The following is a 12,406-nucleotide window of genomic DNA, read 5'->3' as shown; positions in this document are numbered from 1 at the left end:
TACGCAACGTTATCGGCGGAGCGACGCTTTTATCATCACCTTGACCGGCGTGGAAATCATAAAGCCGGCTATGGGAGAAACGGGGAAACATCATGCAAATCGGTTCCATTGTCCGATCGGTGCATATCGCCGTGCCGCAAGGCGCGCGCGGGATCGTCATGCGCATTCTCGGCGACATGGCCATGGTGGCGTGGTATGCCGGCGAGCCCGGCGCTTCGCCGCACCTGAATACTGAACCCTTTTTCCTTGAAGACCTGATCGATACGGGCGAGCAAGTGCGACCGTCAAGCGCGCAGATGCATTGAAGGCAGTTTGAGTACAAGCCGTGTGCAAGTTGTAAGCCGCGGGTGGTTCCGCGTTGTGAGCCTTCGCCCTCGTCTTTGACGGCGGCGCGGCGCACAATGCGGGCATGAACGACGACATCCTCGATCCACAGGACAGCGCAAACAGCGCTGTGCCTTTCGCCCGGCTCAAGCCGGAAATCGTGCTCGACGCGCTCGACAGCGTGCTCAGCACAGTCGGCGTGCGCACCGACGGTCGCATGCTGCCGCTCAACAGCTACGAGAACCGCGTGTACCAGGTGGGCGTGGAAGACGGCCCGCCCGTGGTCGCGAAGTTCTACCGTCCCGAGCGTTGGAGCGACGCCGCCATCCTTGAAGAACATGCTTTCGTTGCCGATCTCGCCGCGCGCGAGATTCCGGCGGTGCCCGCGCGCGCACTCGATGGCCGCACGCTGCATACCTTCGACGGCTTTCGCTTCTCCATCTTCGAGCGTCGCGGTGGCCGCGCGCCGGATCTCGACCGGCGCGACACGCTCGAATGGCTCGGGCGTTTCATCGGCCGCATCCATGCGGTCGGCCAGACGCAGAACTACGCTGAACGTCCCACGCTCGACATCCACACCTTTGGCTATGAACCGCGCGACTTCTTGCTCGCTCACCGTTTCGTGCCGGACGACTTGCGCACCGCGTGGGAAACCGTGGTGAACCTCGCGCTCGAAGGCGTGGAGCGTGCGTTCGAACGGGCCGGCGACATCCGCATGCTGCGCATGCATGGCGACTGCCATCCGAGCAATGTGTTGTGGACCGACGCGGGGCCGCATTTCGTCGACTTCGACGACAGCCGCATGGGACCGGCGGTGCAGGACTTGTGGCTGTTGCTGCCGGGCGAGCGCGTCGAAGCGTCGCGCGCGCTGGCGGATCTGCTCGCGGGCTACGAGGACTTCTGCGACTTCGAACCGCGCGAACTCTACCTGGTCGAAGCGCTGCGCACGCTGCGGCTGATTCACTACCAGGCGTGGCTTGCACGTCGCTGGGACGATCCGGCATTCCCCGCGGCGTTTCCGTGGTTCAACACGCAGCGTTACTGGGAAGACCGCATCCTCGAGTTGCGCGAGCAGCTCGGCGCGATGCAGGAAGGGCCGCTCTGGCCCGTTTGAGCGCATCTGAAGCAGGCGCTCATGGCGCCTGCGAAGCAACGCTCGACGACTCCACCAGCGTCGACCTGACGATCACTTCCGCGCGCACGTCGCGCCCGATTGCTTCGATCGCGGGACGCATCTGCGCGAAGTCGTCGGGTGTGCAGACGTCGCTCTCGAAATGTGTGGCGCCGTCGCGCGTCATCGTGACGACGTTGCTAAGTGGATCGAACGTGTATTGCGACTGGAAATCGACGAAGCGATCCTGGGTTCGTTTCGCCTCCGGCATGTCGAGCACGCGAAAATTGGCGGGCAACTCGATACGCGCGCGTTCGTGCAGCGCCAGGTTGTGGCAGACGAACGGCTGCGTGCGCCTGCGCTCGCCGAGCCAGTAACGTGTGTCGGCCTCAAAGCCGCCGGCCAGACTCGTCAACGCCGGAATCGAGGCCGCCGCGCCCGGCACCACGAGACTCTCCAGCGTGCCTTTCATCGTGATGACGAGCGGGCCGTCGGCGACGTTGAGGTCGTTGGTGGTGAGCGTGGCGGTGCCACGCAGGTTAGCGCTGCGCAGCTCGGCCTGAATCGACTCCTCGCGTTGCGCGGGCGTCTGCGTGCGCAACATCGCGCGCGCCTGTTCAGTCGAGGCGCCGACCGCTTCCAGCCGATACGTGAAGCTCGCCGAGCCGTCCGGTTCGACCTTGATCGACAGATCGGTGCTACGCGTCATGAACGCGGTTGCCGGCGTGCGCGAGATCACGCCACCGCCGACAAGCACGGTCGGCCGGTTCATATCGGACGACGGCAGAAAGCCGAATTCGACATTCGAGGCGGTCGAGTCCGCGTATAGCTGCAAATCCGGCAGCCACGTAATGATGTGATTGATGACGCCGTAGCCCGGCACGCTCGGCAGCGTGTAGATCGTGCCGCTGCTGATCAAGGCCGGCTCGTTCCGCACGCCGGCCGCGTCGAGCAGTGCGCCGTACAGCGCGACGTGATCCTTGCAATCGCCATAGCGGTTCGCGAGCACCGCGCTCGCGCTGTGCGGCACCACCGCGCCGCGTCCGACATTGATCGCCACGTAGCGCACATTGCGACGTACCCAGTCGTACAGCGTCTTCGCCTTGTCGCGCGGCGTGCGGTCGTGCGCGGTGAGTTGTTGCGCGAGACGCGTGACGGCCGCGTCGTGCGCGCTCGGGTCCGCCGCGGATTCACGGTAGGTCGCGGCGAAGGCGGCGTAGTCCGGGAAGGTGGAGACCATCATCCGGTCGCCATACGACACGTAGGCAACGGAGCCGCGTTCCAGCCGGCTGAAGTGCGCCTTGTCGTAGCGATATTCGTAACGCGTGCGGCCGTCGCGCGTCACGGGTTGCACAACGGTGAAACCGCGCGCGTCGGCATACAGCGGCTTGTCGGCGGGCAGATCGTAGATCAGGCGGAAGTTGTGCGTCGGCGCGAGATCGGGCGGCGTGAAGTCGCTGAATTCGCCAGGCACGATCGGCTGCTTCTGCGTCTTGCGATAGGTGAGATGCACGCGCGCGCCTGGCTCCACGGCCGGGAACACAATCACCTTTTCCTGGATGTCCTGGAACATCGGCGCGTCGAACGAACGGGCTTCCTGGACGTCGCGGATCTGCTCGGGCTGCACGTCGTGACGCACGCCATCGGCGGTGGTCGTGTAGGCCTCGAGGATCTGCACGTCCGCCATGTTGCGGTTGAACCAGACGTATTGCTGCGCGACCCGCGCGACGCCGGCTTCGTTGTTCACGTGCAGCGTCATCGAATCGAGTTTCGAGAAGGAGCCGTCGGCGTTGACGGTAAAGGTCTGCGTCTCGCCTTCGTTGGTATAGGGATCGTCCAGTTTGGCGGGAACGCTCGCACCCGCGCCGTGGATGCCGGCAAGCCAGCCGAAAGAGGCAAGACAGACCAGGAAAGAGAGGCGCATGGCAGGCTGGTATCCGAACGTAACGTTAACGGGATCGTCAGTTAGAGTCGGTTTGCGCCGCGCGGATGTCAAGCGGATGCCGCGCGTTGCGATTGAGCAATCCGCTTAATTATGTAATGATAGCCATTCTCATTTGAAAGGCATCGCCAGCTTTCCGTCACATTTCTCCTCCTCTGTGACTGCCAGCCAGCCTCTCAGCCGGATGGCCTGGACCGCAAGCCGGGTCGTCCGGCACCTCCCTTCGAACCTTTCCTCGACCGCTGCCGGGTGAACGCGCTTTGTCGTCGCGTGCCGGCGATGGATCAACTTGCTGCGCCTGGAGCCCGGATTTGAACGCGCCTGACTCGATCGATATGAAACCTGCCGCTGGTCACGGCACGCAATACGTCGCCCATAAGCCGGAGCGCGGTCATCATTTGATGGACGATGCGGAGCAGGCGGCGCGGCGTCAGCGTTCGCGGCGCGCGAACTTCATCAAGTGGCTGCGCAAGGTGCACGGGTGGGTCGGCCTGTGGGGCGCGGTGCTCGGCCTGATGTTCGGCGCGACCGGTTTCCTGCTGAATCACCGCGCCGGTCCGCTGAAGGTGTCGTCCGGCGAGCCACAGGTCGAGGAAATGCAGATTCCCGTGCCGCAAAAATCGCTGCATTCGCCGATGGACATGGCGACGTGGCTCAAGAGCGAGTTGAAGATCGACGGCAAGCCGGGCAGGATGAAGCGCGAGCCGGCGCATCCGGTGGCATGGGGCGATCGCAGCACGATGCAGCCAGAGTTCTGGCAAGTCGGCATCGTGGGGCCGTCGCAGAACGTGCAGGCGGAGTATTGGGTGGGCAACGGCTTCGTCGCGGTGAAACGCACGCACAACTCGTTTCTCTCGACCATGAACAACCTGCACAAAGGCGTGGGCCTGAGCGTCGGCTGGGTGCTGCTGATCGATACGATCGCCGGCAGCATGATTCTGCTTTCGCTGACCGGTGTGCTGCTGTGGACCGAGTTGAATAAGCGTCGCGTGGTGGGCGTTGTACTGGTGGGCGGGTCTGTGATCGCCGCCGTGGTGTGCGGTTTGATGTAAGCGGCGTTGCGCTATCCGCGAGCAGCGGCGGCCAGGAAAAGCGCCGCGCCCGCACCTTCACGTCAAACTCAGACTCCGACGCTGCAAGCAGTCCCACCCGAGGCCGCCACTTCGCGCGCGGCCTTTGCGCCTTCGACCTGAAGCAAGGTCGGCAGGGAAACGCCGTTCTTGGCCGCCGTCACCTCGGCGAGAATCGACACCGCGATTTCAGGCGGCGTGCGGCTGCCGATATAAATCCCGACCGGTCCATGCAAGCGGGCCAACTCGGTATCGTTCAGATCGAACTCCTTGAGACGTTCGCGCCGCGCCTGATTATTCCTTCGCGAACCCAACGCGCCGACATAAAACGCCGGCGTCTTCAACGCTTCCATCAGCGCGAGATCGTCGAGCTTCGGGTCGTGCGTCAGCGCGATCACCGCGCAGCGCTCATCGAGCTTCATCTCGATCACCGTGTCGTCGGGCATGGTCCGCACGATCTTCGTGCCGGGAATGTTCCATTCCTCGGTGTACTCCTCGCGCGGATCGCACACGGTGACCTGATAATCGAGCCCAACGGCGATATGGCACAGATAGCGCGACAACTGTCCCGCGCCGATCACCAGCATGCGGTAACGCGGGCCATGAATCGTCAGCAGACGTTCGCCGTCGAAATGCACGCCGTCGGTTGCCTGCGCGTTTTCGAGCTGCGTCGCGCCCGTCATCATATTCACTTCGCGGGCGACGAGGCGCCCGTTCTCCACCGCGTTGCACAGTTCGGCAATGCCGCTTTTCGGCGTCAGCGGTTCGAGCACCAACTGGATCGTGCCGCCGCACGGCAGGCCGAAGCGATGTGCTTCCTCCGCCGTGATGCCATACTTGACCGCTTCCGGCCGCGTCTGCTCGATACCGCGTTGCCGCACGCGGTCGATCAGATCGTCTTCGATGCAGCCGCCCGATACCGAGCCCACCACGAGTCCATCGTCGCGCACCGCGAGCATTGCGCCCTCGGGACGCGGCGACGAGCCCCACGTCTTCACCACCGTCACCAGTAGCGCGCGATGTCCTTCTTCCAGCCAGCGTGCGCTGGACTTCAGGACTTCGAGATCCACGCTGTCCATGATTTCTTCCTTTTCGTTGCGTCGCCGCCGGACTCGCCGTCCGCGGCCTCGTTTGATGCTGTATTGTGCGGCACCGCGTCATCGGCTGCATTCTCCCCGGCGTCCGGGGCCGCCGCGCCTTCACTGCTGCTGCCGCCTACCTGGGCGCCGAAGCGCTTGAAGAATTCGCCTGCGATTTTACGCGCCGCGCCGTCGACGAGCCGCGAGCCGATCTGCGCGAGCTTGCCGCCGACCTGCGCGCTCGCCGTGTAGCTGAGCTTCGTGGCGGTGTCGCCATCGGCTTCGAGCGAGACGTGCGCATTGCCCTTGGCGAAGCCCGCGGCACCGCCCTGGCCTTCGAACACAATGCTGTACGAGTTCGGCGCCTCGATGTCGGTGAGTTGCATGCGTCCCTTAAAGCGCGCCTTGACCGGGCCGACTGCGGCGCTCAGCGCGACCACATAGGCATTTTCGCCGTCCGGGTCGATGCTTTCGCAGCCCGGAATGCAGGCGCGCAGAACCTCGGTGTCGTTCAGCGCGTCCCATGTGCGCTGCTGCGAAACGGGCAGCGTATGGGTTTCGGTCAATTCCATGATGTCGCTCCTGCGGTACCTGTGACGCCGGCACTGCGGCGAGGCGCGCGCGTGAGTTGCGCGAGGTCGCGGCCGAACGCCGTCAGGCTGTCTAGATTATGAACCGGACGATGCGCGTCGACGTACGGCAGGATCGCCTGCACGCCGCGCGCTTTCGGAGAAAAGCCGCTGAAACGCAGCAGCGGATTGAGCCAGATGATGCGGTGTGCGAAGCGGTGCAGGCGGGCCATCTCGGTGTCGAGCACGTGGATTGCTTCGTGATCGAGGCCGTCGGTGACGAGCAGCACCGTGGCTCGCCCGGTCAGCACGCGTCGCGCCCACCGGCGGTTGAATTCGGCGAGCGCCGCGCCGATCCGCGTGCCGCCCGACCAGTCCACCACCTGTTCGGTGAGCGTCGCGATCGCCACATCGGGATCGCGCTCGCGCAGCGCACGCGTCGCGTTGGTGAGCCGCGTGCCAAACAGAAACACCTGCAAGCGTTCGCGCGATTGCAGCAGCGCGTGGCAGAAATACAGCACCGCGCGCGAATAGCTGCTCATCGAACCGGAGATGTCGAGCAGCAGCACGAGCGGCGGCTTGCGTTCGACCACCGCGCGATACTTCCACACCGTCCAGTCGCCGCCCGCGCGCACCGCGTGCCGGGCGCTCGCGCGCAAGTCCGCATGTGTGCCGTGCGAAGCCGCTTTCAGTCGACGCGTCGGCTCGGTGGCGAGCGGCAGACGCTGGCCGCGAATCAGATGACGCAAGGTGCGCCATTCATCGGCGGAAAGGGTGTCGAAATCGCGATGACGTAAGCGCTCTTCCGCGCTGAAGGTGACGTGCGCATGCAGTTCGTGTTGCTCGGTTTCCTGCGGCGCTTTGCTATGCGGTGAGTTCGGCGCGCGCACGGCCAGCGCATCGGCGAGACGGTTGTTGCGTTTGGGCGGCGGCAGGCCGTCGCGGACTTTCGGCAGAAGCAGCGCGCGTAGCTTGCCTTCCCAATCGGGATCGCGCCAGAACAGATCGAACGCGGCGTTGAACAGATCGCGTTCGTCGGGCGCCGATACCAGCGAGGCGGCGAGCGCGGCGCGCACGTCGTCGCGGCGGCCCAGATCGATCCAGTGCAAAGCGGCGAGCGCATCGACGGCTTGCGCGGGCGACATCGGCAAACCGGCGCCGCGCAGCACGCGCACGAAATGCACGACGTTGCGGGCGAGCGTGGGCGTGTCGGCGAGTGGTGAGGTGGGCTCGCCCGACGCGCTGCCGGGCAGCCCAATGCGATGGCATGAAGCGTCTTCGTTGCCCGCGTCAAATGAATTCGTCATGCTGGCTATCCAGGCGCGGCGAGACACTGCGCGATTTGCGCGGCATCGACGCGCGCCAGATCGTCCTGATACTTGAGCAGCACGCCAAGCGTGTTGTGCACCGATTGCGGATCGAGCTCAGTCACCGACAGCGCCTCCAACGCGCGACACCAGTCGATCGTTTCGGCGATGCCGGGCGCCTTGAACAGATCCATGCCGCGCAGCCGATGCACGAAATCGACCGCACGCCGCTGCAATTCCGCCGACGTTTGCGGCGCGCGAGCGGCGACGATCTCCAGTTCGCGATCGCGCTCGGGATAACCGATCCATTGATACAGGCACCGGCGCTTCAACGCGTCGTGCACTTCGCGCGTCCGGTTCGAAGTCATCACGACGAGCGGCGGCTGCTCCGCGCGGACCGTGCCGTATTCGGGAATCGATACCTGGAAGTCCGAAAGCAGTTCCAGCAGAAAGGCTTCGAACGGCTCGTCGGCGCGGTCGATCTCGTCGATCAGCAACACGCGTCGTGCACCGGGATGATTTTCATCGGGCATCAGCGCTTGCAGCAACGGACGCTTCAGCAGGAATTCGCCGCGATACAAGGTGTCGTTGTCGGGACGTTCGCCCGCGGCTTCGGCGAGACGCAGCGCCATGATCTGCCGCGGATAGTCCCATTCGTAGAGCGCGCTTGCCGTGTCGAGACCTTCATAACATTGCAGGCGCAACATCGAGGTGCCGAGCATACCCGCCGCCGCCTTGGCGAGCTCCGTCTTGCCGACGCCCGGCTCACCTTCGACGAACAACGGCCGCTCCATGCGCAGCGCGAGATACAGCGCGGTTGCCAGCTCGCGGCTGGCGAAATAGCTTTGCGCGGCGAGTTGAGCGAGGGTGTCGTCGATTGAAGCGGGCTGCATGGTGTTCCTGAATCTGCGCAATGAAGCAAAGCGGCGTTGGCGTATGTGAGCGAAATGCGGCTGATGTGGCCTGTGCGAGCACAGACCACATCAGCCGCGAACATCGAGGAGAAGCTAACCGTTCGCCTTCGTCACCGCGCGCGCGGCCAGCACCGGAATCAGATGCGCGCGGTATTCGGCGCTCGCGTGCATGTCGGTGTTCAGGTCGGCCGCCGACACCGTCACCCCGCGTGCGGCCTCGGGCGTGAAGTTCGCCGACAGCGCGCTTTCCAGCTCCGGCACACGAAACACCGACGACGCCGCGCCCGTCACCGCCACGCGCACGCCGCTTGCGAACTTCGCGACGAACACGCCGACCAACGCAAAGTGCGAAGCGGGATTGCGGAATTTCTCGTACGCCGCGCGCTCGGGCACTGGAAACTCCACGGCGACGATTAGCTCATCGGGCGCCAACGCCGTCTCATACATGCCGACGAAGAAGTCGCTCGATGCAATGCGCCGCCGGTCCGTCACGATGGTCGCGTCCAACGCCATCGCCGCGGCCGGATAACACGCGGCCGGATCGTTGTTGGCGAGCGAGCCGCCGATCGTGCCGAGCGCGCGCACCTGGCGATCGCCGATGTGCGCGGCGAGATCCGCGAGCGCCGGCGAGACGCGTCGAAGTTCCGCGTGATCCGCCACATCGGCGTGACAGACAGCGGCGCCGATCGCGACCGTTTTCGCGTCGACGGTGATCGCCTTGAGCGCGGGAATGCGCGTCACGTCGATCAATTGCGACGGCTGGGCGAGACGCAGCCGCATGGTGGGCAACAGGCTCTGGCCGCCGGCCAGAAATTTGGCGTCGCTGTCGGCGGTGAGAATGGCGGCGGCCGCTTTGGGATCCGTCGCGCGTTGATACTCGAATGAATACATGTCGAATGCTCCGCTCAGGATCTCAATGGGGTTGCTTGGCAGCATGAATCGCTGACCACACGCGATGCGGCGTCGCCGGCATTTGCAAGTCGGTCACGCCAAGCGGCGCGAGCGCGTCGAGGATCGCGTTGATCACCGCCGGCGGCGAGCCGATCGCGCCCGCTTCGCCGCAGCCTTTCACGCCGAGCGGATTGTGCGTGCACGGCGTGCCCTTGACGGTTTCGACGGTGAAGTTCGGCAGATCGGACGCATGCGGCATCGCGTAGTCCATGTACGAGCCGGACAGCAACTGGCCGCTCTCGTTGTCGTACACGCAGCGCTCCAGCATCGCCTGGCCGATGCCCTGAGCAAGCCCACCGTGCACCTGTCCTTCGACGATCATCGGATTGATCACGTTGCCGAAATCGTCGACCGCGGTGAACTGCTGGATCCGGCACACGCCTGTCTCCGGATCGACTTCGATCTCGCAGATGTACGCGCCGGACGGATAGGTGAAGTTGGTCGGATCGTAAAACGCGCTTTCTTCGAGACCCGGTTCGAGTACATCGAGCGGATAGTTGTGCGGCACGTAAGCGGCGAGCGAGATGTCGGCGAATGCTTTGGTGCGATCGGTGCCCGCGACGCGGAACACGCCGTCCTTGAACTCGATGTCTTCCGCCGCGGCTTCGAGCAGGTGCGCGGCGATCTTTTTCGCCTTGGTTTCGATCTTGTCGAGCGCCTTCATGATCGCTGAGCCGCCGACCGCAATCGAGCGCGAGCCATACGTGCCCATGCCGAACGGAATGCGACCGGTGTCGCCGTGGACGATCTCGACGCTTTCCAGCGCGATGCCGAGCCGGTCGGCCACTACTTGCGCAAAGGTCGTCTCGTGTCCCTGGCCGTGACTATGCGAACCCGTGAATACGGTGACCGACCCGGTGGGGTGCACGCGAATCTGGCCGACTTCGAACAGGCCGGCCCGTGCGCCCAATGCACCCGCTATATTCGACGGCGCGAGACCGCACGCTTCGATATAGCAGGAGTAGCCGAGGCCACGCAGTTTGCCGTTCTTTTCGGATGCCTGTCGGCGCGCTTCGAAGCCTTTGACGTCCGCGAGTTCGAGCGAACGGGCGAGGATAGTCTCGTAGTCGCCGGTGTCGTAGGTGAGGCCAACCGGCGTCGCATACGGAAACTGGCGGATGAAATTGCGGCGGCGAATCTCGGCCGGGTCTAGCTTCATTTCGCGCGCGGCGGTTTCCACCAGTCGCTCCACCACGTAGGTCGCTTCGGGGCGGCCCGCGCCGCGATAGGCATCGACGGGAACGGTGTTGGTGAAGACCGCTTTTACTTCCGCATAGATCGCGGGCGTGGCGTACTGGCCGGCGAGCAGCGTGGCATACAGAATGGTCGGCACGCTCGACGCGAATGTGGACAGATACGCGCCCATGTTGGCGGTCGTGTGGATGCGCATGCCGAGGAACTTGCCGTCCGCGTCCATGGCCAGTTCGGCCTTGGTCACGTGATCGCGGCCGTGCGCGTCCGAGACGAACGCCTCCGAGCGCTCGGCCGTCCACTTCACCGGACGGCGGATTTTCTTCGACGCCCACGTCAGCGCGACGTCTTCGGCGTACAGAAAGATCTTCGATCCGAAGCCGCCGCCGACGTCCGGTGCGATCACGCGCAGTTTAGATTCCGGCAGCGACAGCACGAACGCGGCCATCAGCAGCCGTTCCACGTGCGGATTCTGATTGGCGACATAGAGCGTGTAGCTGTCATCCTGCACCGAAAAGCTCGCGTTGACCGCGCGCGGTTCGATCGCGTTCGGGATCAGGCGGTTATTGACGATGTCGAGCGTGGTGACGTGCGCGGCTTTGGCGAAGGCGGCGTCGGTGGCGGCTTTGTCGCCGTGGCCCCAGTTGTAGCAGATGTTGTCCGACACTTCGTCGTGCACGGCGGGCTGGCCGGCGTCGGCTGCATGGGCGGTGTCCACCACGGCCGGCAGCACGTCGTAGTCGACTTCGATCAATTCGGCGGCGTCTTTCGCGGCCTTGATCGAATCGGCGATCACGAGCGCGACCTGATCGCCGACATGACGCACTTTCGTATGCGCGATGATCGGATGCGGCGGCTCGTTCATCGGCTTGCCGTCGGTGCTGTGAATCAGCCAGCCGCACGGCAGGCCGCCGACGTTGTCAGCCGCCATGTCCGCACCGGTGAAGATCGCGACCACGCCGGGCGACTGTTTGGCGGCGGCGGTGTCGATGCTGTTGATCTTCGCGTGCGCGTGGGGCGAGCGTAGGAACACCGCGTAGGTTTGCTGGGGCAGGACGATGTCGTCCGTGTACTGGCCGTTGCCGGTCAGGAACCGATAGTCTTCCTTACGTTCGACGGAAGCGCCAATCAGGTGAGTGTCGGGTGCGTTCATCGTCGGCTCCTCAGGCGGTGGCCGGTGCGTTGGCCTGCGCGTTGGCATTCGCGGCGGCATTGGCCGTGCCGGCGGACTTCATGCCTTCGGCGCCTTCGAGCACTGCTTTGACGATGTTGTGATAGCCCGTACAGCGGCACAGATTGCCGTCGAGCTGGGCGCGCACGTCGTCGCCGGTGAGATCCGGTTGGCGCTGGACCAGCGAGACCGCGCTCATCACCATGCCGGGCGTGCAAAAGCCGCACTGCAGGCCGTGGCAGTGTTTGAAGGCCGTCTGCATGGGGTGTAGCGCGCCGTCTTTGGCGAGCCCTTCGATGGTGGTGATTTCCGCGCCTTCCGCTTGCACCGCGAGGATGTTGCAGGATTTGATCGCACGTCCGTTCAGGTGCACCGTGCATGCGCCGCATTGGGCTGTGTCGCAGCCGATGTGTGTGCCTGTCAGGCGAAGTTGGTCGCGAAGGAACTGGACTAGCAGGGTGCCAGGGTCGATTGAGGCGCTGATGGGCGCGCCGTTCACCGTCAGACTGATGCTGATCGCCATGAAGTTGTCTCCTTGATGGGGTGAGACCGGACCTTTTTTGCTTGGTCTTTCTTCAGTTGCCTGTTTCGTGGGTCCGATGTTTGGTGCTGCGGGTTTTTTTCGTTCTAAGGCTGCTGAAAAGTAAAGCACAAATTGGGGTGGGGCGCTATGAGGGGTTTTTTGCGCGGGGCGCTTTTTTGGCTGTTTTCCTGGCGGGTTGGCCTTTCCTTGATTTCATGTCGGTCTATTAGCGTTGCCCCTGTGCGGGGCGGCAC

The 12,406-nt window shown here is 64.3% G+C and carries 11 protein-coding genes; 3 read left to right on the top strand and 8 right to left on the bottom strand.

The genetic code is table 11. The annotated features are described in order from the left end of the window. The first annotated feature begins 92 nt into the window (after window positions 1–92). Both PQR42_RS31985 and PQR42_RS31980 read left to right on the top strand, forming a co-directional pair. Window positions 93–305 carry a hypothetical protein gene (locus PQR42_RS31985; protein ID WP_042327325.1) on the top strand — a complete coding sequence of 71 codons (213 nt, stop codon included), beginning with the start codon at window positions 93–95 and terminating at the stop codon, window positions 303–305. A 104-nt stretch (window positions 306–409) separates the two neighbouring features. Further along, complete coding sequence (locus PQR42_RS31980) at window positions 410–1,438, top strand: serine/threonine protein kinase (RefSeq protein WP_408221126.1); 1,029 nt, start codon at window positions 410–412, stop codon at window positions 1,436–1,438. Window positions 1,439–1,457: 19 nt separating this feature from the next. Here the strand turns inward: PQR42_RS31980 and PQR42_RS31975 are convergent, their stop codons facing one another. Then, the gene (locus PQR42_RS31975) at window positions 1,458–3,359 is read right to left on the bottom strand and encodes a DUF3857 domain-containing transglutaminase family protein (protein WP_408383722.1); all 1,902 of its coding nucleotides are present in this window, start codon (window positions 3,357–3,359) and stop codon (window positions 1,458–1,460) included. A gap of 329 nt (window positions 3,360–3,688) precedes the next feature. Here PQR42_RS31975 and PQR42_RS31970 point away from each other — a divergent pair, with 329 nt between their 5' ends. Beyond that, window positions 3,689–4,429 (top strand): PepSY-associated TM helix domain-containing protein, encoded by a 741-nt coding sequence (locus PQR42_RS31970; RefSeq protein ID WP_408383720.1) that lies wholly within the window; start codon window positions 3,689–3,691, stop codon window positions 4,427–4,429. Between the two features lie 68 nt (window positions 4,430–4,497). Here the strand turns inward: PQR42_RS31970 and PQR42_RS31965 are convergent, their stop codons facing one another. The 7 genes from PQR42_RS31965 to PQR42_RS31935 form a co-directional block, all read right to left on the bottom strand. Next, window positions 4,498–5,526 (bottom strand): XdhC family protein, encoded by a 1,029-nt coding sequence (locus PQR42_RS31965; protein ID WP_408221132.1) that lies wholly within the window; start codon window positions 5,524–5,526, stop codon window positions 4,498–4,500. Further along, complete coding sequence (locus PQR42_RS31960; protein ID WP_408383718.1) at window positions 5,499–6,098, bottom strand: SRPBCC family protein; 600 nt, start codon at window positions 6,096–6,098, stop codon at window positions 5,499–5,501. The genes PQR42_RS31965 and PQR42_RS31960 overlap by 28 nt, the downstream gene beginning before the upstream one ends. Further along, the gene (locus PQR42_RS31955; protein WP_408383716.1) at window positions 6,089–7,402 is read right to left on the bottom strand and encodes a vWA domain-containing protein; all 1,314 of its coding nucleotides are present in this window, start codon (window positions 7,400–7,402) and stop codon (window positions 6,089–6,091) included. Before PQR42_RS31955 ends, PQR42_RS31960 begins: the two co-directional genes overlap by 10 nt. 5 nt (window positions 7,403–7,407) lie before the next feature. Further along, window positions 7,408–8,295 (bottom strand): AAA family ATPase, encoded by an 888-nt coding sequence (locus tag PQR42_RS31950; protein WP_408383714.1) that lies wholly within the window; start codon window positions 8,293–8,295, stop codon window positions 7,408–7,410. A 114-nt stretch (window positions 8,296–8,409) separates the two neighbouring features. Next, the gene (locus PQR42_RS31945; RefSeq protein ID WP_408383711.1) at window positions 8,410–9,207 is read right to left on the bottom strand and encodes an FAD binding domain-containing protein; all 798 of its coding nucleotides are present in this window, start codon (window positions 9,205–9,207) and stop codon (window positions 8,410–8,412) included. A gap of 22 nt (window positions 9,208–9,229) precedes the next feature. Next, complete coding sequence (locus tag PQR42_RS31940; protein ID WP_408494419.1) at window positions 9,230–11,611, bottom strand: xanthine dehydrogenase family protein molybdopterin-binding subunit; 2,382 nt, start codon at window positions 11,609–11,611, stop codon at window positions 9,230–9,232. 10 nt (window positions 11,612–11,621) lie between these two features. Then, window positions 11,622–12,152, bottom strand: coding sequence for a (2Fe-2S)-binding protein (locus PQR42_RS31935; protein WP_408383709.1), 531 nt, complete (start codon window positions 12,150–12,152; stop codon window positions 11,622–11,624). Window positions 12,153–12,406: the final 254 nt, after the last annotated feature.

Source organism: Paraburkholderia sediminicola (assembly GCF_046027355.1).
Lineage (GTDB): Bacteria > Pseudomonadota > Gammaproteobacteria > Burkholderiales > Burkholderiaceae > Paraburkholderia > Paraburkholderia sediminicola_B.
This window is presented reverse-complemented; position numbering and strand designations above follow the sequence as displayed.